Genomic DNA, 25,824 nt, shown 5'->3' with positions numbered 1-25,824 from the left:
AGCGAATCCTGTCCGAATCGCCGAATTGCCCTGTTACGGATGGGACTGGTGGGACCGCGATGCGCTCGGATGAAGCACCGGCGCGAAGCCGTGCGAGAGGGCGGCCACCGAGGTCGGCGGGGTGAGCACGTCGACCGGGTCGTCCGGCGCCTGCACCGCGGAACCCCAGCCCTCGAACCCGAACGGTTGCAGGACGTCTCCGTCCCACAGGCAGGGCCGCCGCTCCCCATCGAGGACCACCGCTCCCGGCGGCAGGCCCAGAAGGGGCGCGCGCCACAGCTTCCGGTCAGCAGCCCTGTCGAGCCCTCTGCCTCGGTTCAGCCGCTCGCGCGACAGTCGGACGTTGAGATCCGCTGCGGAGAGGGGCTGCCGGGCGCCCGCGGCGTCGCTCACCGCATTCCGATAGGCGACGTAGTCGAAGCGTCGACACGTGCTGCACGGACGATGGCCCGCAGCCAGGGCCACCGCGTCGTCGAGGAAGAACAGCGGCGTCCACCGCCGAGGCCGGGCCAGCCCCACCCGCCAGTCACGAAACTCCACTTGGCACGTGATCCACAACAGGTTCGTCCCGTGATGACGCACGACGTTCTCGTGGTCGTCGACGACGCACCCGCGGTTGCCCGTGAACAGACCGCGCGCGGGATGCGCGACGAGGTCACCCCAGGGGTCGACCCGGTTGCGACGTGGCATCGCCGCTGCTGCCGGCCCCCTACTGCTGGATGTAGGCGGTGAGCTGGTCGCGCTCCGCCTCGAGGTCGGTGAGTCGGTGCTTCACGACGTCGCCGATGCTCACGATGGCCTTCAGCTCGCCATCGACGACGACCGGGACGTGACGGAACCGGTGCTCGGTCATCGTGTGCTCAAGTGCCCCGATCTCGTCCTCCGGCACACAGGTGTGCACCTCCGTGGTCATGATCAGCGACACGGGCTGGTCCAGGACGGCCGCACCCGACCGCTGGAGCTGCCGCACGATGTCGCGCTCACTGACGATGCCGACGAGCGACTTCCCGTCATCGTCGCTGACGACGACCGCACCGATCTTGTGTTCGGCAAGCAGGTCGAGGAGTGCAGTGACACTGGCGTCGGAGCGCACCGTGACGACGGTGCCTCCCTTGCGCTTCACGACGTCGGAGATCCTCATGCCCCGACGTTAGTGCCCGACTCGATGCCGCGCCAGACTTCCGCATCGCTCGACTGACCATCCCTCGACTTTGTGCCCCGTTGGGACAGCTCGCTGGAGCTCGCTGTCCCAACGGGGCACAAAGTCGAAGGTGAGGTGGGGGTGCGTGACAGGGGCGGACGGCATACGGCATGCTGTTGAAGCCGCCGACAACGATGTCGGCGGGTTCCCTTTACAACGGATCGTCCGGCACGTTCCTGCCGGTGAAGGAAAGGCAACGACGCCATGGCAACAGTCAAGTACGACGAGTCGACCCGCATCTATCCGGGCAACGACACCCCTTCGGTTGACCGACTGAACATCGACATCAAGGACGGCGAGTTCCTCGTCCTCGTCGGTCCCTCGGGAAGCGGCAAGTCGACCGCACTCCGCATGCTGGCCGGCCTCGAAGAGGTCAACGGCGGCAAGATCTGGATCGGTGACCGGGACGTCACCAACCTCTCCCCCAAGGACCGTGACGTCGCCATGGTCTTCCAGAACTACGCGCTCTACCCGCACATGAGCGTCGCCGACAACATGGGCTTCGCGCTCAAGATCGCCGGCGTCGACAAGGGCGAGATCCGCAAGCGCGTGGAGGAAGCCGCCAAGATCCTCGACCTCGAGCCCTATCTCGAGCGCAAGCCGAAGGCTCTGTCCGGTGGTCAGCGCCAGCGCGTTGCCATGGGTCGCGCCATCGTCCGGTCGCCCCAGGTCTTCCTCATGGACGAGCCGCTGTCCAACCTCGACGCCAAGCTGCGCGTTCAGACCCGCACCCAGATCGCTTCTCTCCAGCGGCGATTGGGCGTCACGACGGTCTACGTCACGCACGACCAGGTCGAGGCCATGACCATGGGCGACCGCATCGCGGTCCTCAAGGACGGCATCCTCCAGCAGGTCGCGACGCCTCGAGAGATGTACGACAACCCGGCCAACGTCTTCGTCGCCGGGTTCATCGGCTCCCCCGCGATGAACCTCGTCAGCGTCCCCGTCACCGACGGCGGCGTGAAGTTCGGTGCGCACACGTTGCAGGTGCCGCGCGAGTCGCTCGAGGGCGCTGGCAAGAACGTCATCGTCGGTGTCCGCCCCGAGGACGTCGAGGTCACCGGCCAGGGCGAGGGCCTCGAGATCACGGTTGACGTCGTCGAGGAACTCGGCGCCGACGCCTACGTCTATGGCACCCCGACCGACGAGAACATCAAGCTCGAGGGCGGCGACGACGCGCTGGCCAAGCCGTTCATCGCTCGGGTCGACGGACGCCGTGTCCCCATGAAGGGCGACAAGATCTGGGTCCAGCCGCACACCGACCACATGCACGTCTTCAACGCCGAGTCCGGTGCTCGCCTGAGTCACTAGCTCATGACGTCCGCGGGTCTGGTCGCCCGAGCGACCAGACCTGCGGACGCAGGCCGGAGGTAGCCGATGGCCCTGCAGATCACGACGGCTCGGCCCGACCCCGCGCTGCTCGACCTTCCGTGGTCGACCCCGCTCGAGGACTGGCCCGAGGAGCACTTGGCCGCGCTTCCGCGCGGTATCTCGCGGCACATCGTCCGGTTCGTCAAGCTCTCCGGCCGGGTCATCGCGGTCAAGGAGATCAAAGAGGACATCGCTCGGCGCGAGTACGCCATGCTCCGCAACCTGCGGCGCCTCGACCAGCCCTCGGTCGAGCCGTTCGGGGTGGTGAGCGGGCGGGTCGCGGCCGACGGGACACCGCTCGACGCCTGCCTGCTCACGCGGCACCTCAAGTTCTCGCTCCCCTACCGCGCCCTGTTCTCCCAGGGCCTGAGACCCGGCACCGAGACGCGCCTCATCGACGCCCTCGCCGTGCTCCTGGTGCGCCTGCACCTCACTGGGTTCTGGTGGGGTGACGTGTCCCTGTCGAACACGCTCTTCCGTCGGGACGCAGGCAGTTTCGCCGCGTGGCTCGTCGACGCCGAGACGGGCGAACTGCTTCCTGCGCTGAGCGACGGGCAGCGCGCGCACGACCTCGACATCGCCCGCGTCAACATCGCCGGCGAGCTCATGGACCTCCAAGCCGGAGAGCTCCTCGACGAGGCGATCGACCCGGTGGTCATCTCCAACCGCATCGTCACCCGCTATGAGGAGCTGTGGCGTGAACTCACCGCCATGGAGGAGTTCGACACCGGCGAGCGATGGCGAGTGGAGGAACGCATCCGGCGCCTCAACTCCGTCGGGTTCGACGTCGACGAACTCGCGATCAGCACCGACATCGACGGCACCCGCATCAGCATCCAGCCCAAGGTCGTCGACGCCGGACACCACTCGCGGCGGCTGCTGCGCCTCACGGGCCTCGACGTCGGTGAGGGCCAGGCGCGCCGGCTCCTCAACGACCTCGACAGCTATCGGGCGGCCTCGGATCGGCAGAACGACGACGAGGAGCTCGTGGCCCACGACTGGCTCACCCGGATCTATGAGCCGCTGACCCGGCGGGTCCCGCGCGAACTGTCGGGAAAGCTCGAGCCTGCCGAACTGTTCCACGAGGTGCTCGAGCACCGCTGGTACATGGCGGAGCGGGCACAGCACGACATCCCGATCGAGGACGCGATCGAGGACTACGTCGCGTCGATCCTGCCGAGCAAGCCCGACGAGGTCTCCGTCGTCGGCGTCGACACGGTGGAGATGCCGGTCATCGCCGACTGACCAAGCTGGAGCCCTCCCCACGCCCGTAGGATCACTGCGTCCACAACCGTTTCGCAGGGGAAGAACTCCAGATGTCCGAGCCGTTTGATCCGAACCAGCCGCCGCCCGCCCCGCAGGGTCCGGCCCAGCCGCCCGCCCGACCGGCATACCGGCCCGAACCCCCGGCGTGGAGCCAGGAGCAGGGCGCCGTGGGTCAGCACTCGGCGTCTGGCTACCAGGCGGCTCCCACGGTGAACCCCTATGGCGGGGGTCCCGCGTACCCAGGTTCCAAGGCGTTCGTCGAGCAACACTTCGGCCCGATCGCCGGCTTCGGCAGCCGCGCCGGCGCGCTCATCATCGACGTGCTCCTCTCGATCATCGGGCTCATCCCCATGATCATCGGCGCCGTCATGCTCGTCGGCGCGGCCCCCGAGATCGACGAGTTCGGCGCCTCCGTCCCCGGGACCGCAGACGCGGGGATGGCCACAACCGGCGGGATCCTCATCTTCCTCGGCGTCATGCTCATGATCGGGATCCAGGTCTGGAACCGCATCTTCAAGATGGGCCGGACCGGCCAGAGCGTCGGCAAGAAGGCCATGGGCATCACGCTCATCGGGGTGCAGACGGGCCAGCCGATCGGTGCGCTTCAGTCCTTCCTGCGCGAACTGCTCAGCGGGATCATCAACCAGATCTTCTACCTGAGCTACCTCTGGATGCTGTGGGACGACAACAAGCAGACCCTGCACGACAAGATCGTCAGCTCGACCGTCATCCAGGTCCCCAAGCCCTGACCCGCATCACCGACTTATTGCCCGATTGGGACGCGACGAGCCCAGCGAGGAGCGTCCCAATCGGGCAATAAGTCGGCAGGTGTAGCTGGCTCAGACGGGTGAGAGCCAGGTCCAGCCCGGAATGTTCCGGCCGATCCAGAACGCCATGATGACCCAGAACAGCCCATAGAGCAGCCACGCCGGTGCAGCCGTCATGCGCTGCTCCCCGCGCCACTGGCGGCGGGCCCACCGGATGAAGCCCAGGGTCATGAGGACGAACGCCGCCACCGTGAGTGGGTTGCGCTGCAGCGCCTCGACCACGTTGCCCTCGGTGAGCGAGTGGGTGGCGCGCAATGTGCCACAGCCCGGGCAGTACGTCCCCGTGAGCGCCAGCCACGGGCAGGTCGGGTAGTTGCCCCCCTCATAGGGGTTGAGCACGTGCGCCACGAGCGCGAAGCCCGCAGCGCCCGCCGCCGCGACGGCAGGCCACAGCATGCGACGCCCCCGCCCGACCGACGGGTCGGTGAGCGGGGGCGTCGGCAGCTGTGTCACGGTCGTCTGGATCAGAGACCCGTCGTCGTGTCCGCGTTCATGGCGCCGAAGGCGAAGAGCGCGATGTAGATCAGCGTGCCGATGATGCCGAGGACCAGGGCGATGATCGCGAACTTCTTGGCCTTGGCCGCCGACTCGAGGGCACCGGCCTGGTCACCACCGTTCCACTTGCCATTGACCTGGGCAGCGAACACGACGGCAGGGATGCCGAGCGGCCAGCAGCAGAGCAGGCTGACGATCGCGAGGACGAGGTTGTTGGGCGGGGGCGGGCCGGCGGGCACGCCACCGTAGCCACCAGCGGACGGCGGCGGAGCACCGTAGGCGCCGCCGTCGTAGCCACCACCGGACGGCGGGGGCGGAGGCGTCGAGCCGCCGCCGGGGGGCGGGGGCGGCGGGGTGCTTCCGTAGTCAGACATTCTTGGTCCCTCTCACTGTGACGACTGTGGGGGTGCTTCCCCCGGGGTCGGTTTTCCCCGACTGCCGCACATCGTGGCACAGGTCACGTGGCGCCGGAGCGAGAGGCTCGGATGTTTGCGGGACTGGTGCGGACGGCATACGGGATGCGGTTCAGCGACGACGACGCCGGGCAACCTCATAGAGCGTCACGCCGGTCGCGATGCCGGCGTTGAGCGATTCGACGGCCGACGACATCGGCACCGAGACGATCTGGTCGCAGGTCTCACGGACGAGGCGCGAGAGGCCCTTGCCCTCGGATCCAACGACGACGACGAGTGGCTCGTCGGCCAGTTCGAGGTCGGGCAACTCGACGTCACCGTCCATGTCGAGGCCGACGACGAAGAAGCCGGCCTTGCGGTAGTCCTCGAGCGTTCGCGTGAGGTTGGTGGCCTGGGCAACGGGGATGCGGGCCGCCGCGCCGGCCGACGTCTTCCACGCCGATGCCGTCATGCCGACCGAGCGGCGGGCAGGCACGACGACGCCGTGGCCCCCGAACGCCGCCACGGAGCGGACGATTGCGCCGAGGTTGCGGGGGTCGGTGATGCCGTCGAGCGCGACGACGAGCGGGATGCCCGGGGTCTCGGGATCGATGAGGTCGCTCGGGTGGGCGTACTCATAGGGCGGCACCTGCAGCGCCAGACCCTGGTGGACCGCACCGTCGGTCAGCCGATCGAGCTCACCCCGGGGGGTCTCGAGGATCGGGATGTTGCGCTCGGTCGCGATCTTGAGCGCCTCGCGCACGCGGTCGTCGCTATCGATGCGACCGGCGACATACATCGTCGCCGCGGGCACGTCGGTGCGCAGCGCCTCGAGCACGGAGTTGCGCCCTGCGACGACCTCGCTCGACGCCTTGGCCTTGCGACCACCGCTCGGACGCCCGCCACCGCTTCGGCGCTCGGAGGCCTTCTGGACCTTGTGGGCCTTGTGGTAGGGCCGGTCCTCGGCGCGAGGCGTGGGCCCCTTGCCCTCGAGTCCTCGGCGCCGCTGTCCACCCGACCCGACGGTCGGCGCCTTCTTGCCGCCCTTGCGGATGGCTCCACGTCGTTGGCTGTTGCCGGCCATGGCTCTACTTCTCTCGTCCACGGGTCAACGACCAGCGGGCGCCGGTCGGGGTGTCCTCGATCGTGATTCCGGCCGCGGCGAGCTGGTCGCGGATCGCGTCGGAGGTGGCCCAGTCACGCGCAGAGCGGGCCGCGGTGCGAGCCGCGAGTCGGTCCTGGACCAAGGCATCGAGAGCGGACTGCGCGTCTCCGTTGGAGCTGTCACCGCTCGACCAGGCCGGGTCAAGCGGGTTCACGCCGAGGATGTCGGTCATGGCGACAACCAGGGTCGCGAGCTCGCGGGCATGGTCGTTCTCGCCTTCGTCGAGGGCGGTGTTGCCGCGAGTCACGGTCTCGTGCACGGCCGCGAGAGCCCCGGAGACGCCGAGGTCGTCGTCCATGGCCTCGATGAAGTCGTCGGGCAGCTTCTCGTCGCCGCTCGGAGTGACGGCACCGGCGGAACCCAGTGCGCGACGCAGGAAGCCCTCGATGCGGTCCACCGCGGCTTCGGCCTCGGCCAGCGAGCCCTCGTGGAACTCGATCATGGACCGGTAGTGCGCGGCCGTGAGGTAGTAGCGGACCGCAAGGGGTCGCGCATGCTTGGTGACCTCGTGGATGAGCAGGCTGTTGCCCAGCGACTTGCTCATCTTCTCGCCGCCTGTGGTGACCCACGCGTTGTGCATCCAGAGCGACGTGAACGGAAGGCCCGCCGCACGCGACTGGGCCTGCTCGTTCTCGTGGTGGGGGAAGCGCAGGTCGACGCCGCCACCGTGGATGTCGAACGCGTCGCCGAGGTACTTGCGCGCCATCGCCGAGCACTCGAGGTGCCAGCCGGGGCGGCCGCGACCCCACGGGGTCGGCCAGCTCACCGACTCGGGCTCGCCCTCCTTGTGTCCCTTCCAGAGGGCGAAGTCGCGCGGGTCGCGCTTGCCGCGCGGATCGGCGTCCTCTGCCGCGGCCATGTCGTCGATCTTCTGGTTCGTCACTTCTCCGTATGCCGGCCACGACCGGACGTCGAAGTAGACGTCACCCGAGCCGTCTTCCGCCGGATAGGCGTGGCCACGCTCGACGAGGGTCTGCATGAGCTCGACCATCTCGGTGATGTGGCCCATGGCGCGGGGTTCGTAGGTCGGTGGCAGGACTCCGAGGAGGCGCAGCGCGTCGGCCGTCGCGACCTCGTTGCGGTAGGACAGCGCGAACCAGTCCTCGCCGGACTCGGCGGACTTGCGCAGGATCTTGTCGTCGAGGTCGGTGACGTTGCGGACCAGCGTCACGTCAAGGCCGTGGCCACGGACGAGCCAGCGGCGCAGCACGTCGAAGGCGACGGCGAAGCGGACGTGGCCGATGTGGGGCGGGGCCTGGGTGGTGAGTCCACAGATGTAGATCCCGACCCGACCAGGTTGCAGTGGGACGAAGTCGCGCAGTTCACGCGACTGGGAGTCGAACAGTCTGAGAGTCACCCGCACAAGGGTACCGGCGCACGGTCCCTGTCCCTGACCATGCGGCATACCGTCGTCGTGCCCACTCCATCTCTCCCGCCGGAGGGAAGATGAGGGGTCCGGAGGGTGACGAACCCTCCGGACCCCGAATGTGCCCTCATGGGGCGGGAAAGTTGGGGCTGATCAGTGGCCGCGGGCGATCCACTCCTCGAGGTGAGGCGCTTCGTCACCGATCGTCGTGGGATCCCCATGGCCGGTCAGCACCCGCGTCCCCGACGGCAGGGTGAGGAGTCGGTCCCGGATCGAGCCGATGATCTGGTCGAAGTCGCTGAACGATCGACCTGTGGCCCCCGGCCCTCCCGAGAACAAGGTGTCTCCCGTGAAGATGACGTGCATCGAGGGGACGTGGAAGCAGCAGGCCCCGGGTGCATGCCCGGGGGTGTGCAGCACCCGGACCACGATGTCGCCGACGTGGAACTCCTGCCCGTCCGTCAGGACCGCGTCCGGCGCCCCGTCCTGGCTGAGCGCCCAGACCACGCGGCCCTCGGGGTGGAGATGGGTCGGCGCGCCCGTCGCTTCGGCGAGTTCGGCAGCGACGTTGACGTGGTCGTTGTGGGCGTGGGTGAGCAGGATGGCACGGACCTTGCGCCGTCCCACCGCACTCAGGATGGCGTCGGCGTCGTGCGCGGCGTCGATCACGATGCACTCGCGGTCGTCCCCGATGATCCAGACGTTGTTGTCGACCTCCCAGGAGCCTCCGTCGAGCTCGAAGGTTCCTGACGTGACCACCCGGTCGACGCGGACGCCATCTCGGGAAGGTGCGATGGACGGCATACCGTCTCCAGTCTGTTGGACGGTCACAGGATCACCACCGAGCGGAGCACGTCGCCGCGCTCCATCTTCTCGAACGCGGCCTCGACATCGACGAGCTTGATGCGCTCGGACACGAACCCGTCGAGGTCGAAGCGGCCCTGCCGATAGAGATCGACGAGCATCGGGAAGTCACGGCTGGGGAGGCAGTCGCCGTACCAGCTCGACTTGAGCGCTCCCCCACGCCCGAAGATCTCGATCATGGGGAGGGTGACCTGTTGGTCGGGCGTCGGCACCCCGACGAGGACGACGGTCCCGGCGAGGTCGCGCGCATAGAACGCCTGCTCGTAGGTCTCGGGGCGCCCCACCGCCTCGATGACGACGTCGGCACCGAAGCCGCCGGTGAGTTCGCGGATCCGCTCGACGACGTCCTCGCTCGAGCCGTTGATCGTGTGGGTGGCGCCGAACTCCGTGGCTCGCTCGAGTTTCCGTGGGTCGACATCGACGGCGATGAGCGTCGTGGCGCCTGCCGTGCGTGCCCCCGCGATCGCGGCATTGCCGACGCCGCCGCAACCGATGACGGCGACCGAGTCGCCACGTGTGACTCCACCGGTGTTGACCGCGGCCCCGAATCCGGCCATGACGCCGCAACCGAGCAGGCCCACCGCGGCGGCGTCCGCGTCGGCGTCGACCTTGGTGCACTGCCCCGCCGCGACCAGCGTCTTCTCGATGAACGCGCCGATCCCGAGGGCCGGGCTGAGCTCGGTCCCGTCCTCCGCCAGCGTCATCTTCTGGGTCGCGTTGTGGGTGTTGAAGCAGTACCACGGCTTGCCCTTGAGGCAGGCCCGGCACTGCCCGCAGACGGCACGCCAGTTGAGGATCACGAAGTCCCCGGGGGCGACCTCCGTGACTCCCTCGCCCACGGCCTCGACGACCCCCGCGGCCTCGTGGCCGAGCAGGAACGGGAACTCGTCGTTGATCCCGCCCTCGCGGTAGTGCAGGTCGGTGTGGCAGACGCCGCACGACTGCACCTGGACGACTGCCTCGCCGGGACCCGGGTCTGGAACGACGATGTCGACCACCTCAACGTCCGCACCCTTGGCGCGAGCGATGACTCCCCTGACCGTTTGCGGCACTGTGGATACCTCCCATGTCCCCGACCAGCACGTATGCCGGCCGACTGAGTGTCGTGGTCTCCCTTGGAGGCTACTCGCACCGCCGAATTCACGCTTCCCACGCGCACCGCGAGCCCCTCCCGCAACGTCAGCGTCAAGGGTTGTTGGAGGAGCCGTTCACGCTGACGTCGCGTGGGGGCCTTCACCCCGGCCTACCGGGCCGCGTAAGTGCCATGATCACCACCCTTCCGGCCCGGTAGGTCGGGGTGAAGCGGGGGTCTTAGGTGCGAGCGATGACGAGGGCTGTCGCGATGGCGGCGACGCCCTCCCCACGGCCCGTGAGCCCGAGCCCGTCTGTCGTGGTCCCACTGACCGACACCGGGGCGCCGACCGCATCGGACAGGGCCCGCTCAGCCTCGCCGCGTCGCGACCCCACCTTGGGACGGTTGCCGACGACCTGCACCGCAACGTTCCCGATGTCGAAGCCCGCCTCGCGGACGAGCCGAGCCGCCTCGGCGAGGAGGGTGACGCCCGACGCCCCGGCGAACTCGGGACGGCCCGTTCCGAAGTGCTGCCCGAGATCACCGATCCCGGCAGCCGAGAACAGTGCGTCGCAGGCGGCATGCGCAGCGACGTCGGCGTCCGAGTGGCCATCGAGTCCGCGCTCCCCCGGCCACAGCAGACCTGCGACCCACAGTTCGCGATCCGATCCCTCGGGCGCGAGGGCGTGGACGTCGACCCCAATGCCAGTGCGCGGCAACGGTCCTCGCGTCATCAGGCGTCGCCCTTCGCGTCTGCGTCTTTCCCGTCTGCGTCTTTCCAGTCGATGGGGCCGCGGTGCAACAGCTGCGGCGAGGCCTGGGCGACCGGTTTGACCACGAGGGTGTCGACGTTGACGTGCTGAGGCAGCCCCACGGCGAAGGCCACACATGCGGCGACGTCGTCCGCGACGAGCGGGCGGTCGACCCCGTCGTAGACCTTTTCGGCCGCGGCCTGGTCGCCGTGCAGTCGCGTCAGGGAGAACTCCTCGGTGTGGACCATGCCGGGGCGGATGTCGATGACCCGCACGTGCTCCCCGTTGAGCTCGAGGCGCAGTGTCTCGGAGACCACGGACTCACCGTGCTTGGCCGCGACATAGCCACCGCCACCGGCGTACACACGCTCACCCGCAATCGAGCTGATGTTGACGACCGTCGCCAGCGGTGAGCGCCGCAGCAGCGGCAACGCGGCCTGGGTGACCCGGACGGTGCCGAGCACGTTGGTCGCATACATCTGCTCCCACTCGGCCAGGTCACCGTCCTCGACAGAGCTCAGTCCGATCGCGCCCCCGGCGTTGTTGACGAGGACGTCAAGCCGCTGCAACCCGCCGACCCCAGCAACGACGCTCTCGGCATCGGTGATGTTCAGTTCGAGGGCCGTGGCGGCGGACCCCAACTCGCTCACCACCGCGTCGAGGCGATCGCGCCGACGACCGGCGACGATCACGGCATACCCGTCTGCGACCAAGCGGCGGGCGACGGCGGCACCGATGCCGGTGCCACCTCCGGTGACGAGGGCGACGGGTGTCTGGCTCACGTGCCGAGAATACGGGCGGCGCGTTCGAGATCGGCTCGCGTGGTGACCTTGAAGGCGAGGTCGTCGCCCTCGACCACGAGGACGGCTCCACCGACTCGCTCGACGAGCGCCGCATCGTCCGTTGCCTCGACCCCGGACTCGTGGGCAGCGACGAGAACCGAACGCCGGAAGGCCTGTGGCGTCTGGACGGCCCGCAGCGTGGCACGCTCCGGGGTCGCCACGACGTGGCCAGTCGAGTCCACCTGCTTGATCGTGTCGGTGACCGCGATCCCGGGGACGGCCGCCTCTGCACCGTCTCGCACCGCCGCGACCAACCGGTCGAAGAGTTCGCCCGGCGCCAGGCATCGGGCGGCGTCGTGCACGAGCACGACGTCCACGTCCTCAGCCAGCGCAGCGAGGCCGGCCGCGACCGAATGGGTCCGCTCGGCGCCCCCGGCGACGACCGTGACGTCACCCGCCCGCGGGTGTGCAGACACGAGCGCGCCCGCCTCCTCGAGATGGGAAGCGGGCGCGACGATGACGATCTGTGCCGTGCTGGTTGCCTCGAACGCGCGCGCGACGGCGTGCTCGATGAGCGTGGTGCCCGCAACGCGGACGAAGGCCTTGGGCTGCGATGCCCCGAGCCTGGTGCCCTGTCCTGCGGCGACGAGGATGACCCCCGCGCTGCCGCGGTCAGCGCTCAGGACGCGAGAACCTCGTCCAGGATGGACTCGGCCTTGTCCTCGTCCGTCTTCTCGGCGAGCGCGAGCTCGGACACGAGGATCTGACGCGCCTTGGAGAGCATGCGCTTCTCACCGGCGGACAGGCCGCGGTCCTTGTCGCGGCGCCACAGGTCGCGCACGACCTCGGCCACCTTGATGACGTCGCCCGAGGCGAGCTTCTCCAGGTTGGCCTTGAAGCGGCGCGACCAGTTGGTCGGCTCCTCGGCGAACGGGGCGCGCAGCACCTCGAACACCTTCTCGAGGCCGGCCTTGTCGACGACGTCACGGACGCCGACCAGATCGCAGTTCTCGGCAGGAACCTCAATCACGAGGTCGCCCTGGGCCACCTTGAGCTTGAGGTACAACTTCTCCTCGCCCTTGATGGTGCGCTTGTTGATCTCTTCGATGCGCGCGGCCCCATGGTGGGGGTACACGACCGTTTCGCCGACCTTGAAAACCATATGCAACTTGCCCCTTTCGCGAGTTCAAGTTTAACACGCCGAAACCGACAATCGGAATCGGAGCGGACGGCATACCTGCAGGTCAGGGCCATGAAAACCGTTGCGAGGCATGCAAATTGGGGCTTGACACAAAGGTCTTTGCATGCGTGTCGAGGAGACGTGACCGACCCCGCATGGCCCATTCTCGGCACCACGCACGTCCGGAGCGGGCAACCCTCGCTACGCTGTCCCCCGTGACGACCGCTGCCCTGACGACCTCCCGCCACCGCCTGCGCGCGACGCTTGCCGCCGCCGTGCTCGGCTCGACCCTCCTCGGTGGGTGCGCCGTGTTCTCGCCGATGCAGACCGACTACGCCTACCAGGCGGCCGATGGCGTCAACGCCACCTTCGGCGACCTCGACGTGCGCGGCCTCGTGATCGTGTCCGATGCCAAGGATGCGGCGGGCAACCTCGTGGGACAGCTCGTCAACTCGAGCAACGAGGACCTCCAGGTCGCCTTCGCGACCGAGGCCGGCCCCGGCGGTCAGGTGACCGTTCCCCGCCGCTCCTCCGTCAACCTCGGCGAGGAGGAGCCGCTCACGCTGCCCAAGGTGGGCGTCAACCCGGGCGACGTGCTCCAGCTGCAGGTCGCGACGGCCGGGACGGGCCAGAACATCCTCACCGTGCCGGTGCTGCCTTCGCTCGCCTACTACGAGGACAGCCGCCCCCCGGGCTCGTCCGGACCGGCGACCGCGACGCCCAGCGCCAGCCCGTCGGCGAGCGCGAGCCACTGACACACACCTTCCGTATGCCGTGAGCCCACCGAGCGCAGTCCGCGCCGGTGGGCTCTTGGCTCGCCCCTACCGGCCCAGACCCGACTTTGTGCCCCAATGGGACACGGGAACGGAGGCCTTCGGCCGACGACCGTGTCCCATTGGGGCACAAAGTCGGGGAGTCGGGCGGTGACGGGCCAGCCAACAAGTCGGAAGGGTCAGGCCTCGAACTTGTAGCCCAAACCGCGCACGGTGATGATGTGCTTGGGGTTCGCCGGGTCGGGCTCGACCTTGGCCCGCAGGCGCTTCACGTGGACGTCCAGGGTCTTGGTGTCGCCGACGTAGTCACTGCCCCACACCCGGTCGATGAGCTGCATGCGGGTCAGCACGCGACCGGTGTTGCGCAGGAGCATCTCGAGGAGCTCGAACTCCTTCAGGGGCAGCGCCGTGGAGGTGCCGCCGACCGTCACGACGTGGCGCTCGACGTCCATCCGCACCGGGCCCGCCTCGAGCGTCGTGGGGAGCAGCTCCTCGGGCTCGCTGAGCCGGCGGAGCACCGCCTTGATGCGGGCCAACAACTCACGCGACGAGTAGGGCTTGGTGACGTAGTCATCGGCACCGAGCTCCAGCCCGACGACCTTGTCGATCTCGCTGTCCTTGGCCGTCAGCATGATGACCGGGACGTTCGAGCGCTGCCGGAGCGCACGGCATACGTCCACGCCGGAAAGGCCCGGAAGCATGAGGTCGAGCAACACGAGATCCGCCCCGGCACTGTCGAAGTCGGCAAGCGCATCGTTGCCGTTCTCGGCCACGCTGACCTCGTATCCCTCCTTGCGCAGGAGGTAGGACAGAGGGTCGGAGAAGGACACTTCGTCCTCGACGACGAGAATGCGAGTCATCCGTGCTGTTCTCCTTGTGCTGGGCCGACCGGTTGACGATCGGAGTCTGACGCAGCCCGGTCGGATGCGGCAGGAAGTCTCATCGTGAAGGTGGAGCCGCGGCCTTCCTCGCTCCAGACGGACACGTCGCCACCGTGTGTGGCGCTGACGTGCTTGACGATCGCGAGACCGAGGCCGGTGCCTCCGGTCGAGCGCGAGCGCGCGGCATCGACGCGATAGAACCGCTCGAAGATCCGACTCTGCTCGGCGGCGGGGATCCCCGACCCCTGGTCGGAAACGGTGATCTCCACCGTGTCACCCACGCGGCGAGCGGCCACGGCAACCCGGGTCCCCGGCTCCGAGTAGTTCACCGCGTTCGAGACGAGGTTGGCGACGGCGGTCGCGAGCAGCTCGGTGTCACCGAAGACGGCAGCGCGCTCGTCGGCGACGGCCTCGAGCTCGATCTGACGGGAGTCGGCAGCGACCTGGACGCGATCGACCGCCTCGACGACGACGAACGGGATGTCGACCAGCTCCGGCTCGTGCAGGGTGTCGGCGACCTGGAGCCGGGAGAGGTCGACGATCTCCTTGACGAGGCGAGTGAGGCGCGTGGACTCGACCTGGATGCGTGCGGCGAACCGGGACACGGCCTCCGGGTCGTCTCGGGCATCGAGGACGGCCTCGGCGAGCAGAGCGATTCCGCCCACGGGCGTCTTGAGCTCGTGGGACACGTTGGCGACGAAGTCGCGACGGACCTCCTCGACGCGTCGGGCGTGCGTGTGGTCCTCGGCGAGGATCAGGATGTGGACGGCGCCGAGCGGCGCGATGCGCGCCTTCATGAGCGTGTTGGTCGTCGTGCCGAATCCCCGCGCGAGCTCGAGTTCGACCTCACGGATCTCCCCGTCGCGCCGGACCTGGCGCGCGAGCTGGCGCAGCTCGGCGTGGACGAGTTCGCCGTGACGCACCAGGCCATAGCTGACGGCTGACGCCGAGTTGTTGACGACGGCGTCGGAGGAGTCGAGCACGATCGCGACGGAGCGCAGAACGGCGAGGACGTCACTGACGCCCGGTGCGAGGGCAGGAGGCGGCGCCGGGGGGATCGTCCTGAACGTGCGCTCGCTCAGACGACTCATCCCGACGGCGACAGCGCCGATGACGAGCCCCACGGCGCCACCCACGATTGCTGCCAGCGTCGGATCCACACATTCAGACTAAACGGACGGAAAGTGAACTCTGGGCCGCTCACGGGTGAGTCTGCGGGGGTGGTGGACAATGTTCACCTTCGCGCTGGCGGGAATTCACCACCTCGTGCCACGCTGCGGACGTCGATCGACGATCACGTCTGCGCGCCCGCCGGGTCGGAGGCTGTCACCGACCAGCTGAGAGGAACACATGCGCAAGGCATTCCACGAGGAACTGGACCGGGTCACCGAGGGTCTGGTGGAGATGACGCGGCTCGCGAGTTCGGCCATGTCGCGGGCGACCACCGCCCTCCTCGACGCCGACGTCCAGCTGGCCGAGTCCGTCATCGGCGCCGACGTCGAGATCGACGCGCTCCGCGAGGAGCTCGACCTGCTCTCGTTCGACCTCCTGGCACTCCAGCAGCCGGTGGCCACGGACCTCCGCATGGTTGTGACGTCGATGCGCATGAGCGCCGACATCGAGCGCATGGGCGACCTCGCCCGCCACGTCGCCAAGGTGGCCCGCTTGCGCTACCCCAACTCGGCCGTCCCCGCCGAGCTCCGCTCGATCATCCTCGAGATGGGTCAGGTCGCCGAGCGCATCGTCACCAAGGCCGGGTCGGTCATCGCCGCCCGCGACGTCGAGGCCGCCAAGCAGATCGAGCGCGACGACGACGCGATGGACGACCTGCACCGCCAGCTCTTCGAGAGGCTTTCGTCGGATTCGTGGAAGCACCCCGCCGAGACGACCGTCGACATCACCCTGGTCGGTCGCTACTACGAGCGGTTCGCCGACCACGCCGTCTCGGTGGCCCGCCGCGTCGTCTTCCTCGTCACCGGCGAGCACAGCGCCGACAGCGAGGTGAGCCACGAGGACGAAGAGGACGACGAGGCCTACCCGGAGACCACGACTCCCTGAGTCCGCCTCCCTTCCCGCCCACAGCGGGACTTGACAGAGCCCGTATGCCGGTCACCCGGCATACGGGCTCTCTCACGTTCCCAGCCCGCTCACCTCCGCCGCAACGTCAGCGTGAGTGGCTGTTCTAGGAGCCGTTCACGGTGACGTTGCGGAAGAAGGTTGCCGTCGCACTCAACCTTTGCGGTGCAGGGCGCGTTCTTGTGGGGTGACAGGGATCGCCCACAGGTGAGGATGGGGACGTGGATCGAGACGACGAAGCGGCGTTTGCCGAGTTCGTGACCCGGGAGTGGTCACGGCTCGTGCGGGTGGGCTACCTGCTCACGGGCGATGTCGGCCGGGCCGAGGACCTCGTCCAGCAAGCGCTCGTCAAGGTGCACCGCCACTGGTCTCGTGTGCACCGGGACGGCGCTCCGTATGCCTACACCCGCGCGGCAATCGCCAACGAGTCGACGTCATGGTGGCGCCGCCGGCGAGTGGCTGAGGACCTGGGTGACGTTCCGGCCCACGCGGACCGCTCGACGCGCGATGCCTATGCCGGCGTCGACAACCGCGATGAACTGATCCGAGCACTGCACACCCTGCCACCTCGCATGCGGGCGGTGGTCGTGCTCCGGTACTACGACGAGCTGAGCGAGGCGGAGACGGCACAGGCGCTCGGCATGTCGGTGGGCTCGGTCAAGAGCCAGACCTCCCGCGGCCTCGACCGTCTGCGTTCTGTCATCAGCGAGTCGGCCGCACCCTCCTCCAGCCTGCAGACGAACGGAGCGTGACATGAGCATCGAAACCCAACTGCGCGAAGCGCTCTCCGCCGAGGCGGCGTCCGTCAGCTCGACCGAACTGCACCCCTACGAACGTGTCGCGGGGGCAGTGACGCGCTCGCGCCGACGCCGCCGCGCCGCGGGTGCAGCCGCAGTCGTGGCAGCCGCCGCCATCGCCGTGGCGGTGCCCATGTTCTCAAGCCAGATCGGCGACCGGACGACCACGCCGGCCGAGTACTCACGCACTCTCCCCGGGGTGAACGACCCCGCGTGGCGCAGCATCTCCACCTGGCCAACGCGAGGTGGACTCGCACACGACGCCGCACTTGTCGAGAGGCTGGACGAGAAGTTCTCGGGTCGCACGATCTTCGTCGAGGACATGGGGGACGAACGACTGGCACTGATTGCGAACGACACCGGCACCCTGGTCTTCGCCACTGGCCCGCGCGGCGCTGCCCCGTCCCACCTCAGCGGCATGACCGAGACACCCGTGACCGACCACTCGGACGAGGTCCTCGGTGTCGCCGGCGGTGGCAACCTGGTCGTCCTCACGTCACCGGATCGCACCACGGCCGAAGTCTCCATCGCACCCGAGGTCGCGCCGGATGGAACCATCTCTCGGTCGTTCCGACCGCTGTCCCTTGAACACGGGATGGGTCGCAGTGAGTGGGCCATCTCCACCCGATTCAAGGTGGACGGCTACTCGGGCGCGGCGCAGTTCATCATGGACACATCTACCGAGAGCGAGCTCCCGTGTGGGGGCAAGCCGTGCGGCTCGGATGTCACCGAGGCAAACGAACGTGATGCCACCGCCACCACGGCTCGGCTGCTGGGGCTGGATCCCGCACGGGTGTCGACGGAGACCGTCTTCATGGGGCCGGTTCCCCACTCCTTCGCCACGTCGGAGGAACTGTCCTCCGGTGAGAAGCCAGTGCTCCACGTGATGCACTCCACGCTTCCCAACGGGGCCATCGTGCGCACTGCGTGGCTGCGATCCGACACTGAGGCGCAGGCGGTCGAGATGGGTCAACCGATCGACGCGTCACGCGCCGACACTGTCCCCATCATCGTGGCCTCGCTGGGCAACAGCCCCAACTCCACGAGCGTCAGCGTCTTCGTCGCCTCGGGAACGGCTGTTCGCGCCGTCGGGGACGCCCCCTGGCCGTCGTCGGAGGCAGCCCGTCTCACCAACCACGTGGCGACCTTCGAGGTCGGGGTCTCACCTGAGGCCTTCCAGGAGAACTTCCGACTCGAGGTGCTGGAGGGTGACCGAGTCATCGGGGTGGTCCGGGCGACGCCGCCCAACACCGGTCTCTACGACGAGACAGGCTGACCGGCCTCTCCGCAACGTCAGCGTGAGCGGTTGCTCTAGCAGCCGTTGACGCTGACGTTGCGATTCAGCGGCCCTGGTTGGCGACGGCGGCAGCAGCCTCTGCAGCGGCCTCGGGGTCGAGGTACTCACCCGGCTTGGTCGGCATGAAGTCGTCGCCGAGCTCGTAGACGAGCGGCTGGCCCGTCGGGATGTTGAGCTCGGAGATCGCCTCGTCGGAGATGCCGTCGAGGTGTTTCACGAGGCCGCGCAGGCTGTTGCCGTGGGCGACGATGAGCACCGTCTCGCCCGCGGTGAGATCGTCGCGGATGCCGCCCTCCCAGTAGGGCATGAAGCGCTCGATGACGTCCTTGAGGCACTCCGTGCGCGGCACGTCGATACCGGCGTAGCGCGGGTCGTTGGTCTGGTCGAACTCCGACCCGATCTCGATCTCCGGCGGCGGGGTGTCGAACGAGCGGCGCCACAGCATGAACTGCTCGTCGCCGTACTTGTCGCGCGTCGCCGCCTTGTCCAGACCCTGCAGGGCACCGTAGTGGCGCTCGTTGAGGCGCCAGTCGCGACGCACCGGGATCCAGTGGCGGTCGGCGACGTCGAGCGTGATGTTCGCGGTCGAGATTGCGCGGCGCAGCACCGACGTGTGGACGACGGTCGGCAGCACCCCGCGCTCCTTGAGGAGCTGCCCGCCCCGAACGGCCTCCTCGCGCCCCTGATCGTTGAGGTCGACGTCGACCCACCCGGTGAACAGGTTCTTGGCGTTCCACTCGGAGTGGCCGTGACGGAGCAGGATCAGGGTGTGTGCCATGCCCGGCAGCCTAGCGAGGCGCGGCGGGAGCGGAAGGTGCGCACCCGGCATACGGGATCTGTCGTTCGGGTCGTTCAGGACTTCTCGAGAAGGTGACGGAACGCCTCGAGGTTCTTGAGCGACTCCCCGCGGGACACGCGCCAGTCCCACTCCTTCTGCATCGACGTGAGGAAGCCGATGACGAGGAGCTCGTTGAACGGCGAGTCGGCGGCGTCGAGGACGACGCCGAGGATCTGATCGAGACGTTCGGCGTCGACCCCGGCGGCGGGCAGTCGCCCGGTGACATAGACGTCACCGCTGCCGTCGATCGCATAGGCGATCCCGGGCAGGCGCAGGTTGCGGCGCAGGAGCGTCCGATAGAACGCCTCGTGGTTCTCGTCGGGGTTGCGGATGACGAACGCCGAGATCGACAGATCCGCCTCACCGGCGACGAGCGACACCACTGTCTTGAGCTTCTTCTCGCCGGGGAGGGTGACGACGAATTCGCCGTCGCGAGCGCCCGGCTCCCACTCCAGCTCGGCTTCGGCGAGGAATGCTTCGATCATCGCCGTCAGTTCGCGTTCGGTCACGGGATCACTGCACTCGGTATGCCGGCCAGTGCGTCCGCGTCGTTGATCGAGGCTCTGCGGGGGGTCGCCAACGCGGCTTCATAGACGGCTGCCAACCGCTCCGCGGTCGCCTCCCAGCTGAACGCCCTGGAGCGTTCGACGGCCTTCGTGGACAGCTCGGCGTGCAGGGCGGGGTCGTCGAGGATGGATTCGAAGGCGTTGGCCCAGAGGTGTGGGTCGTGCCCGTCGACGAGGAGTCCGGCGTCACCGACCGCAGTGGGCAGCCCACCGACATCGGTCGCCACGACGACGGCGCCACTGGCCTGGGCCTCGACGGCCACGAGGCCGAACGACTCGTTGTGCGAGGGCACGGCGACGATGTCGGCGGCGCGCATCCACGTCGCGAGAGTCTCGTGGTCGGTCGGGGGGACGAAGCGGACGAGGTCGGCAATGCCCTCATCCTCGGCGAGGCGGTCGAGCGCCATCGGCGACTTCACCGCGACACCGCTGGCCCCTCCGAGGATGCCGACGACGAGGCGCTCCCGGAGCGACGGGTCGCGGCGGACGAGGTGGGCGGCGGCGCGGATGAGGACATCGGGAGCCTTGAGCGGCTGGATGCGGCCGACGAAGAGCAGGAGTGCGGCGTCGTCGGGGATGTCGACCTCGGCACGGGCCGCGGACCGGTCCCCGGGGTGGAACATCTCGAGGTCGACGCCCGGAGACACGACGTCGACGAGTTCCGGGTCCGCGTCATAGAGGTCGATGAGCTCCCGGGCCTCGTCGACCGTGTTGGCGACGAGCCGGTCCGCGGCCTCGACGACCTGGGCCTCACCGATCTCGCGGCCCCTGGGTTCCAGAGTGTCTCCGTCCGCGCGGTGCAGGTTCTTGACGCGGGCCATCGTGTGCATCGTGTGGACGAGCGGGATGTCCCAGCGGTCGGCCGCGAGCCAGCCGACCTGGCCGGACAGCCAGTAGTGCGTGTGCACCAGGTCGTAGTGCCCCTCGGGTGCGTGCGCCTCGATGCGCATCATGCCCGCGGAGAAGGCGCACAGCTGGCCGGGCAGGTCCTCCTTGTCGAGCCCTTCATAGGGCCCCGCGGAGACGTGGCGAACCACGACGCCGGGCTCGACCTCGACGATCGGCTCCTCCGACGCGGTCGTGCGGCGGGTGAAGATGTCGACCGCGATGCCCCTGCGCGCCAACCGCTTCGCCGTCTCGAGGACGTAGACGTTCATGCCTCCGGCATCGCCGGTGCCCGGCTGCGCGAGGGGTGACGTGTGCACAGACACCATCGCGACCCGGCGGCACACCGGAGTCTGCTCGCTCGTCATCCCGCCAGTCTGTCACGCACAGATGTGCCGCGGTCACCCGCGCCGAGGCGTTCCACTCAGGGTCAGGGTGGCACGGTTGGACCACACGTGGACGTCCAGCCGGCCGTCCGGGCGAAGGTCGAGGGCACGGGTCTGGACGGCTGGACCCACGCCGACCACCGCGCGGTTGGCCGAGGTGAAACTCCGCTGCTCCCCCGCGCCGTTCGCGATCCACCACCCCCGCTTGCGCAGGTTGCGATCGGGAAGGGCGGGGTCGAGTCCCGTCGTCGCCGGGAGCGCATCGAGGTGGACGACCACGGCATCGGCACCCTGGGCGTGAGCGGTGACGTGGACCCCCGCGGTGGTGAGAAGGAAGGTGAGCCGCAGCGGCATGCCGCGGGTGGGCCGCCCGCCCACGGCGTCATAGACCTCGCCGAGGTAGACCGCCCGTCCCGGCTCGAAGCGCACCTCGTCGATGCGGACGTGGTCAAGACTGTTGTGCACGTTCTCGACGGGGTGCTCGTCCCGCTCCCCCAGGTCCCCCACGACCGCACTCACCGGAGACCCGCGGGTGATGGTGTCGACGAGCGGGCCGCTCGCGGCGGACACACGGAAGCCCGACTGGTAGGCGGCCACCGTGTAGCCGCGCCCGAGGGTGGCGATGCCACGAGCCTCGGGTGCCACGGTCAGCAGGCCCGGGTCGACCTCGACCAGACCGACGTCGGTGCGCAGAACCCCCGGCAGCCACCCGGCCAGGCCCAGGGCGGCCGCCGCGGTCACGGTGGCCAGAAGGGCCACCATGCTCCGGCTCACATCGCGGTCGCCACCGCGCAATCCCCACAGACGCACGACTGCAGCCTACGTGTGGGGACGCGCGGCGTTCGCTGGTCACTCCATGCAGTGGACGTTCGGGTTCCAGTCGTTGAACGTCCCGTTGGGGTTGGGCTTCTCGTGCCAGACATGGAGCTCGTAGAAGGCCGGCAGCCCGTAGCGGTTGCCGGCCCGCACCTTCGCGAACTTCTGGCCATAGAGGATCGGCGGTCGCCGGTGCTCGGCGTCCCACGCGTCTGCGAAGACGAGGTACTCGGCAGCGACGAGCGTGAGAGAACCACCGGGTCCGGGTTCGTACACGAGCGCCTCTGGCGCGAGCCGTTCGATACGGCCGTCGAAGAGGTTGTCGAGCTCGACGAAGTGGATGCCCATGGCGCCGGATCCGCCCGGGTCCTCGATGCAGGTGATCTCGGCACGATCGAAGACTTGGGTCGTCCACGGCGCGGCCGGACCGTCGCGGAGGGCACTGGTGGCCTCACGAAGCTGGGCCAGCTTGGCCGTGTGCCCGTGCGTCTTGGCCTTGCCGTGTGAGCCTCCGCCATGTGCCAGTGCCATGGACGGCATGGCGGCGACCAGCACTGCGGTGACGCAGCCTGCCAGCAGCGCGCGCATGTCAGCTGCCCTCCTGAACCGCGAAGATGCGGTCGGCGACGAGGCCGTGGGCGTCGCGGTGCACGCTGTTCGCGGCGTCCGCACTGGGTGCTTCGCACAGGCAGAAGATCTGGCCCTCCCCTTCGTCGACCCAGTAGCGCAGGTAGTTGACGCCGTGCGAATCCTGGGTGGCGAGGTCCGCTGCGTGGGCCTTGGCGACGTCGTCCATCGTGACGCCATCCCCGAGCGAATGGGTGTCCATGAAGAGTGGCATGGGTCCTGTCCTTTCGTGATCTCCGGTGGAGTTCCAGCGTCACGAAGGGCCTGGGTTCCGCATCAGGGTGACGACCACCCATCTCTGGGTCGACAACTACCCACTTGCGCCCGGATGAGCAGCGGCGCACGTTGCGGCTGCGGGTTCGGCGGCTGGAACGACCGACGGCGTAGACGCACTCCGGGGCCTACGTGGTCGGCAGCGCGCGCTGGTCGAGCTCACGTCGGGAGGTGACGCCCAGCTTCATGAGGATCGACGCCACGTGGTGCTCGGCGGTGCGCCTCGAGATCGACAGGCGCGCAGCGATGTCGGCGTCAGACAGTCCACGGGCGACGAGTTCGGCGACTTCGGCCTCTCGTGGGGTGAGTCCTTGTGGGTGGTCACGAGTGGCCCGACTCGGGGCGCGCGGGACGGCATGCCCTTGCGCGCGCAGGTCGGCTCGGCACCGTTCAGACGCACCGAAGGCCTTCATCCCGTCGAAGATCCCGATCGCCTCCACGAGGTCCTCGGGGTCGCGACCGCGCGCCAGTGCCAGTCCTTGGTCGTAGGGGCACCCCAGTTCCTCCCACATCGCCGCGGCTTCGCGCGAGCGGCCGGCCAACTCGGCCGCGAAGGGTGGCGCGACCTCGCGGTGTGTCGTGGACAGACCCTCCGGGTTGAGCCAGCGCAACACCCCACCGCGATTCCACCGACAGTCCGCCGTCTCGACGATTTCCACCGAGTCCAGAGCCAGCGCAGCCGCCTCGTCGTCGCTGCCAGCGAGCCACGCCAACTCACAGCGCAACTGGGTCACTGGTGCGATCATCTGCATCTCGCCCGCCTCTTCGGCCAGGGCCACTGCTCGGTCCACGAGGTGCTCGACGTCCCCGTTCCCGCGACGACCCTGCACGTGCGCCAGCAGGACCAGCGGGTCGAGCGCGTGCAGCCGAGGCAGGGAGGGTTGGTCCAGCAGAGCGCGCGCCTTCGCCTCGGTCGCGTCGAGGTCACCCTGCAGGAGACACAGGTCCGCATCCGCCTCGAGCAGGCCGTGGGTCCACGTGTCCAGATCACGCTCCGTGCAGTACTCCAGCCCTTCAGTGACGTGCCTTCTGGCATCGGCGATCCGGTGCTGCGAGAGCGCGGTCGACGCGAGGTTCACGTAGGCGCGGGCGGCGTGCTCGTGCAGATCGGACCCTCGCGCCATGTCGAGGCTCTCCTCGAGCATCGCGATCCCGCTGGGTGCGTCACCGGCCACGACCTCCATCGTGCCCAGGCTGGTGAGGGTGTTGGAGCGCAACTCGGTGTGCGCCGGGTCGCCCTCGAGGTCATCGATCAGCTCAAGCGCCTTTGCCCCCCACTTCCGAGTCGAATCGCCGTCCCCCGCCAGCATCTTGAGTTGGGTCATGTTGCCGTACGCGTAGGCCAACTGTGGCGTCGGAGGTCCGCCCACCTCTTCGAGCACATCCAACGCCCGACGGCCCGCCTGATGAGCGTCGGCGTTGCGGCCCTCGAACCAGAGGAGTCGCGACAGGCAGCGCCAGGCATCGCCGACCCTGATGGTCGCACCCATTCGTTCCCAGATTTCCCGAGCCTCCCCCACCGCGTCAGCAGCCTCGGCAGTGTTCCCGGTGATGTAGAGCTCGTACCCGAGCGACCAGAACAGGTCTGCGCGTTCCGTCTCAGGCAGCCCCGGAGGAGCCAGCCGGTCGGCATGGCGCAGGGCACGCCGGAACTGTCGTGCCGCTTCCCGGTGTGCCCCAAGCCCAGATGCCGACAGTCCGGCGGTGGTCGCGTGGTCCACGGCCTCCTCGCTCAGGTCCCCGAGATCCGCATGGTGCGCGAGACGCGCTGGATCGGTACCACGAGCCGCCAACACGGCATACAACCGGCGGTGTTGGTGAATGCGCTTGCCCGGGGCGACGTGTTCGTCCACGACCAGCCGTGCGAGCTCGTGGTGGAAGCTGATCACTCCGCGGGTTTCGACGAGGAGCCCGCGGGAGAGAGCCTCATCCAGGGCGGGGAGACCCTGCGACAACATCTCCTCGAGGACGGCCACCTCCACCCGGGCCCCCGACAGGGCGACGATCTCCAGGGCCTGCGCCGCTCCGGACGACAAGTTCGCCACCCGCGCCAGAATCGCGTCCCGGCACTGGTCGGGGATGGTCTCCTCGCCGCTGGAGAGCACCTCAGTGACATAGAAGGCGTTCCCCTGCGTGATGTCGTGCAACCGCTCCGCGTCGACCGCCTTGGGTCCCCCACCACTGCCCTCAGCAGCGACGAGGTCCGCCACGGCCTGACGCGACAGGGGCGGGACACCGAGTCGCCGGGTGCCGGTCGCTGACGCCGAGTCGCCGATCAGTTGCCGCAGCCCTGGTCTGTCGTCGAGATCCTCGTCGCGATAGGTCACGACCACGAGGGCCCGACACGTGTGGACCCGGCGCGCGATGAACAGCAGGAGGTCGAGCGTCGCCTGATCGGCGTCATGCGCATCCTCGATGACGATGAGGTACGGACGGCTGTCGCTGGCCCCCGGCGGCTCACGCAGGGCAACAAGCAGGCGGTTGAACAGGTCCTGGCGAGACGGACCCTTCGGGGTGAGCCACATGGAGTTTCGGGCCGCGGCTTCGTGCGCGTCCTCCGGCGGCCACACCTCGGGCGGGAGCGCTGGGAGCAGTTCCCGCAAGGGCGCGAGCGGCGAGGGCGTGGCGGATCCGTCGCAGTAGGCGATGGCGGCGCGCGCCCGGTCGCCCACCCGATCCGTCAGCGCGCCCATGAGGGCGGTCTTCCCGATCCCGGCCTCACCGGACACGAAGACGAGGCGACCGTCACCTGCAGCGGCCTCATCGAGATAGGAACCCAGCGTCCGGAGTTGGCCCTGACGCTCCACGAGCATCATCGATCCAGCATAGGAGCGAGCGAATCGGGCCGATGGTCAATCCGAGAAGTCGTCACCCGC

The 25,824-nt window shown here is 68.8% G+C and carries 28 protein-coding genes; 7 read left to right on the top strand and 21 right to left on the bottom strand.

All coding sequences use genetic code 11. From position 1 onward, the window contains the following. Positions 1 to 33: 33 nt before the first annotated feature. Both N802_RS04575 and N802_RS04570 read right to left on the bottom strand, forming a co-directional pair. On the bottom strand, positions 34 to 690 hold the full coding sequence (locus N802_RS04575; RefSeq protein ID WP_035912734.1) for a hypothetical protein: 657 nt from the start codon (positions 688 to 690) through the stop codon (positions 34 to 36). Between the two features lie 19 nt (positions 691 to 709). After that, entirely contained in the window at positions 710 to 1,141 is a 432-nt protein-coding gene (locus tag N802_RS04570; protein WP_035912732.1) for a CBS domain-containing protein, read from the bottom strand. 264 nt (positions 1,142 to 1,405) lie between these two features. Between N802_RS04570 and N802_RS04565 the strand changes: the two genes are divergently transcribed. The 3 genes from N802_RS04565 (at position 1,406) to N802_RS19315 (ending at position 4,587) form a co-directional block, all read left to right on the top strand. After that, positions 1,406 to 2,512 (top strand): ABC transporter ATP-binding protein, encoded by a 1,107-nt coding sequence (locus N802_RS04565; RefSeq protein WP_035912726.1) that lies wholly within the window; start codon positions 1,406 to 1,408, stop codon positions 2,510 to 2,512. Positions 2,513 to 2,578: 66 nt separating this feature from the next. Then, a complete protein-coding gene (locus N802_RS04560) occupies positions 2,579 to 3,817 on the top strand; it encodes a DUF4032 domain-containing protein (RefSeq protein ID WP_035912725.1) in 1,239 nt (412 codons plus the stop codon). Positions 3,818 to 3,888: 71 nt separating this feature from the next. Further along, positions 3,889 to 4,587 (top strand): RDD family protein, encoded by a 699-nt coding sequence (locus N802_RS19315; protein WP_084071864.1) that lies wholly within the window; start codon positions 3,889 to 3,891, stop codon positions 4,585 to 4,587. Positions 4,588 to 4,677: 90 nt separating this feature from the next. Here the strand turns inward: N802_RS19315 and N802_RS04550 are convergent, their stop codons facing one another. The 10 genes from N802_RS04550 to N802_RS04505 form a co-directional block, all read right to left on the bottom strand. Continuing rightward, entirely contained in the window at positions 4,678 to 5,118 is a 441-nt protein-coding gene (locus N802_RS04550; RefSeq protein ID WP_245613824.1) for a DUF2752 domain-containing protein, read from the bottom strand. A gap of 11 nt (positions 5,119 to 5,129) precedes the next feature. Further along, on the bottom strand, positions 5,130 to 5,534 hold the full coding sequence (locus N802_RS04545; protein ID WP_035912720.1) for a CD225/dispanin family protein: 405 nt from the start codon (positions 5,532 to 5,534) through the stop codon (positions 5,130 to 5,132). 151 nt (positions 5,535 to 5,685) lie between these two features. After that, positions 5,686 to 6,636: a 23S rRNA (guanosine(2251)-2'-O)-methyltransferase RlmB gene (gene rlmB, locus N802_RS04540; RefSeq protein ID WP_035912718.1), complete on the bottom strand. Its 951-nt coding sequence runs from the start codon at positions 6,634 to 6,636 to the stop codon at positions 5,686 to 5,688. Between the two features lie 4 nt (positions 6,637 to 6,640). Continuing rightward, entirely contained in the window at positions 6,641 to 8,074 is a 1,434-nt protein-coding gene (gene cysS, locus N802_RS04535) for a cysteine--tRNA ligase (RefSeq protein ID WP_035912716.1), read from the bottom strand. Positions 8,075 to 8,236: 162 nt separating this feature from the next. Continuing rightward, positions 8,237 to 8,887 (bottom strand): MBL fold metallo-hydrolase, encoded by a 651-nt coding sequence (locus N802_RS04530; protein WP_035912713.1) that lies wholly within the window; start codon positions 8,885 to 8,887, stop codon positions 8,237 to 8,239. A 23-nt stretch (positions 8,888 to 8,910) separates the two neighbouring features. Further along, entirely contained in the window at positions 8,911 to 9,999 is a 1,089-nt protein-coding gene (locus N802_RS04525) for an S-(hydroxymethyl)mycothiol dehydrogenase (RefSeq protein ID WP_035912708.1), read from the bottom strand. A gap of 259 nt (positions 10,000 to 10,258) precedes the next feature. Further along, positions 10,259 to 10,753 (bottom strand): 2-C-methyl-D-erythritol 2,4-cyclodiphosphate synthase, encoded by a 495-nt coding sequence (gene ispF / locus N802_RS04520; RefSeq protein ID WP_035912705.1) that lies wholly within the window; start codon positions 10,751 to 10,753, stop codon positions 10,259 to 10,261. Beyond that, positions 10,753 to 11,553: an SDR family oxidoreductase gene (locus N802_RS04515; protein WP_052109419.1), complete on the bottom strand. Its 801-nt coding sequence runs from the start codon at positions 11,551 to 11,553 to the stop codon at positions 10,753 to 10,755. Before N802_RS04515 ends, ispF begins: the two co-directional genes overlap by 1 nt. Then, positions 11,550 to 12,206, bottom strand: a complete 657-nt coding sequence (ispD, locus tag N802_RS20785; RefSeq protein ID WP_052109418.1) for a 2-C-methyl-D-erythritol 4-phosphate cytidylyltransferase — start codon at positions 12,204 to 12,206, stop codon at positions 11,550 to 11,552. Before ispD ends, N802_RS04515 begins: the two co-directional genes overlap by 4 nt. A 26-nt stretch (positions 12,207 to 12,232) precedes the next feature. Further along, on the bottom strand, positions 12,233 to 12,715 hold the full coding sequence (locus tag N802_RS04505) for a CarD family transcriptional regulator (RefSeq protein WP_035912699.1): 483 nt from the start codon (positions 12,713 to 12,715) through the stop codon (positions 12,233 to 12,235). Between the two features lie 233 nt (positions 12,716 to 12,948). Here N802_RS04505 and N802_RS04500 point away from each other — a divergent pair, with 233 nt between their 5' ends. Next, complete coding sequence (locus N802_RS04500; protein ID WP_035912696.1) at positions 12,949 to 13,488, top strand: hypothetical protein; 540 nt, start codon at positions 12,949 to 12,951, stop codon at positions 13,486 to 13,488. A gap of 197 nt (positions 13,489 to 13,685) precedes the next feature. Here N802_RS04500 and N802_RS04495 read toward each other — a convergent pair whose 3' ends face one another. Both N802_RS04495 and N802_RS04490 read right to left on the bottom strand, forming a co-directional pair. After that, positions 13,686 to 14,366, bottom strand: a complete 681-nt coding sequence (locus tag N802_RS04495; RefSeq protein WP_035912692.1) for a response regulator transcription factor — start codon at positions 14,364 to 14,366, stop codon at positions 13,686 to 13,688. Continuing rightward, positions 14,363 to 15,547, bottom strand: a complete 1,185-nt coding sequence (locus tag N802_RS04490) for a sensor histidine kinase (protein WP_035912686.1) — start codon at positions 15,545 to 15,547, stop codon at positions 14,363 to 14,365. Before N802_RS04490 ends, N802_RS04495 begins: the two co-directional genes overlap by 4 nt. 190 nt (positions 15,548 to 15,737) lie before the next feature. Here N802_RS04490 and phoU point away from each other — a divergent pair, with 190 nt between their 5' ends. The 3 genes from phoU to N802_RS04475 all read left to right on the top strand — a co-directional run bounded on the left by phoU (position 15,738) and on the right by N802_RS04475 (position 18,536). Further along, a complete protein-coding gene (gene phoU, locus N802_RS04485; protein WP_035912684.1) occupies positions 15,738 to 16,445 on the top strand; it encodes a phosphate signaling complex protein PhoU in 708 nt (235 codons plus the stop codon). A gap of 239 nt (positions 16,446 to 16,684) precedes the next feature. Next, a complete protein-coding gene (locus tag N802_RS04480; protein WP_035912683.1) occupies positions 16,685 to 17,215 on the top strand; it encodes a SigE family RNA polymerase sigma factor in 531 nt (176 codons plus the stop codon). A 1-nt stretch (position 17,216) separates the two neighbouring features. Continuing rightward, a complete protein-coding gene (locus N802_RS04475; RefSeq protein WP_035912682.1) occupies positions 17,217 to 18,536 on the top strand; it encodes a hypothetical protein in 1,320 nt (439 codons plus the stop codon). A 64-nt stretch (positions 18,537 to 18,600) separates the two neighbouring features. On the opposite strand, the gene N802_RS04470 is transcribed toward N802_RS04475, so the two are convergent. The 7 genes from N802_RS04470 to N802_RS04440 all read right to left on the bottom strand — a co-directional run bounded on the left by N802_RS04470 (position 18,601) and on the right by N802_RS04440 (position 25,764). Next, complete coding sequence (locus tag N802_RS04470) at positions 18,601 to 19,335, bottom strand: phosphoglyceromutase (protein WP_035912987.1); 735 nt, start codon at positions 19,333 to 19,335, stop codon at positions 18,601 to 18,603. Between the two features lie 74 nt (positions 19,336 to 19,409). Then, positions 19,410 to 19,880 carry a type III secretion system chaperone family protein gene (locus N802_RS04465; protein WP_035912984.1) on the bottom strand — a complete coding sequence of 157 codons (471 nt, stop codon included), beginning with the start codon at positions 19,878 to 19,880 and terminating at the stop codon, positions 19,410 to 19,412. A 20-nt stretch (positions 19,881 to 19,900) separates the two neighbouring features. Then, complete coding sequence (gene mshA, locus N802_RS04460) at positions 19,901 to 21,214, bottom strand: D-inositol-3-phosphate glycosyltransferase (protein WP_035912681.1); 1,314 nt, start codon at positions 21,212 to 21,214, stop codon at positions 19,901 to 19,903. 33 nt (positions 21,215 to 21,247) lie between these two features. After that, the gene (locus N802_RS04455; RefSeq protein WP_156971285.1) at positions 21,248 to 22,042 is read right to left on the bottom strand and encodes a hypothetical protein; all 795 of its coding nucleotides are present in this window, start codon (positions 22,040 to 22,042) and stop codon (positions 21,248 to 21,250) included. Between the two features lie 39 nt (positions 22,043 to 22,081). Then, positions 22,082 to 22,636: a hypothetical protein gene (locus tag N802_RS04450; RefSeq protein ID WP_035912674.1), complete on the bottom strand. Its 555-nt coding sequence runs from the start codon at positions 22,634 to 22,636 to the stop codon at positions 22,082 to 22,084. 1 nt (position 22,637) lies between these two features. Next, on the bottom strand, positions 22,638 to 22,889 hold the full coding sequence (locus tag N802_RS04445) for a DUF4242 domain-containing protein (protein ID WP_035912668.1): 252 nt from the start codon (positions 22,887 to 22,889) through the stop codon (positions 22,638 to 22,640). A gap of 187 nt (positions 22,890 to 23,076) precedes the next feature. Next, entirely contained in the window at positions 23,077 to 25,764 is a 2,688-nt protein-coding gene (locus N802_RS04440) for an ATP-binding protein (protein WP_245613823.1), read from the bottom strand. Positions 25,765 to 25,824: the final 60 nt, after the last annotated feature.

The sequence above is a fragment of the Knoellia sinensis KCTC 19936 genome (genome assembly GCF_000768705.1).
GTDB classification, from domain to species: Bacteria; Actinomycetota; Actinomycetes; order Actinomycetales; family Dermatophilaceae; genus Knoellia; species Knoellia sinensis.
Note: the sequence above shows the minus strand (reverse complement) of the source record. Positions and strands in the feature narration are given on the sequence as shown.

Excerpts from the sequence above, each read along its gene's own strand:
- N802_RS04575 (WP_035912734.1), bottom strand. The coding sequence starts at position 690 with ATGCCACGTCGCAACCGGGTCGACCCCTGGGGTGACCTCGTCGCGCAT.
- N802_RS04570 (WP_035912732.1), bottom strand. The coding sequence starts at position 1,141 with ATGAGGATCTCCGACGTCGTGAAGCGCAAGGGAGGCACCGTCGTCACG.
- N802_RS04565 (WP_035912726.1), top strand. The coding sequence starts at position 1,406 with ATGGCAACAGTCAAGTACGACGAGTCGACCCGCATCTATCCGGGCAAC.
- N802_RS04560 (WP_035912725.1), top strand. The coding sequence starts at position 2,579 with ATGGCCCTGCAGATCACGACGGCTCGGCCCGACCCCGCGCTGCTCGAC.
- N802_RS19315 (WP_084071864.1), top strand. The coding sequence starts at position 3,889 with ATGTCCGAGCCGTTTGATCCGAACCAGCCGCCGCCCGCCCCGCAGGGT.
- N802_RS04545 (WP_035912720.1), bottom strand. The coding sequence starts at position 5,534 with ATGTCTGACTACGGAAGCACCCCGCCGCCCCCGCCCCCCGGCGGCGGC.
- rlmB (WP_035912718.1), bottom strand. The coding sequence starts at position 6,636 with ATGGCCGGCAACAGCCAACGACGTGGAGCCATCCGCAAGGGCGGCAAG.
- N802_RS04530 (WP_035912713.1), bottom strand. The coding sequence starts at position 8,887 with ATGCCGTCCATCGCACCTTCCCGAGATGGCGTCCGCGTCGACCGGGTG.
- ispF (WP_035912705.1), bottom strand. The coding sequence starts at position 10,753 with ATGACGCGAGGACCGTTGCCGCGCACTGGCATTGGGGTCGACGTCCAC.
- N802_RS04505 (WP_035912699.1), bottom strand. The coding sequence starts at position 12,715 with ATGGTTTTCAAGGTCGGCGAAACGGTCGTGTACCCCCACCATGGGGCC.
- N802_RS04495 (WP_035912692.1), bottom strand. The coding sequence starts at position 14,366 with ATGACTCGCATTCTCGTCGTCGAGGACGAAGTGTCCTTCTCCGACCCT.
- phoU (WP_035912684.1), top strand. The coding sequence starts at position 15,738 with ATGCGCAAGGCATTCCACGAGGAACTGGACCGGGTCACCGAGGGTCTG.
- N802_RS04475 (WP_035912682.1), top strand. The coding sequence starts at position 17,217 with ATGAGCATCGAAACCCAACTGCGCGAAGCGCTCTCCGCCGAGGCGGCG.
- N802_RS04470 (WP_035912987.1), bottom strand. The coding sequence starts at position 19,335 with ATGGCACACACCCTGATCCTGCTCCGTCACGGCCACTCCGAGTGGAAC.
- N802_RS04465 (WP_035912984.1), bottom strand. The coding sequence starts at position 19,880 with ATGATCGAAGCATTCCTCGCCGAAGCCGAGCTGGAGTGGGAGCCGGGC.
- mshA (WP_035912681.1), bottom strand. The coding sequence starts at position 21,214 with ATGACGAGCGAGCAGACTCCGGTGTGCCGCCGGGTCGCGATGGTGTCT.
- N802_RS04450 (WP_035912674.1), bottom strand. The coding sequence starts at position 22,636 with ATGCGCGCGCTGCTGGCAGGCTGCGTCACCGCAGTGCTGGTCGCCGCC.
- N802_RS04445 (WP_035912668.1), bottom strand. The coding sequence starts at position 22,889 with ATGCCACTCTTCATGGACACCCATTCGCTCGGGGATGGCGTCACGATG.
- N802_RS04440 (WP_245613823.1), bottom strand. The coding sequence starts at position 25,764 with ATGATGCTCGTGGAGCGTCAGGGCCAACTCCGGACGCTGGGTTCCTAT.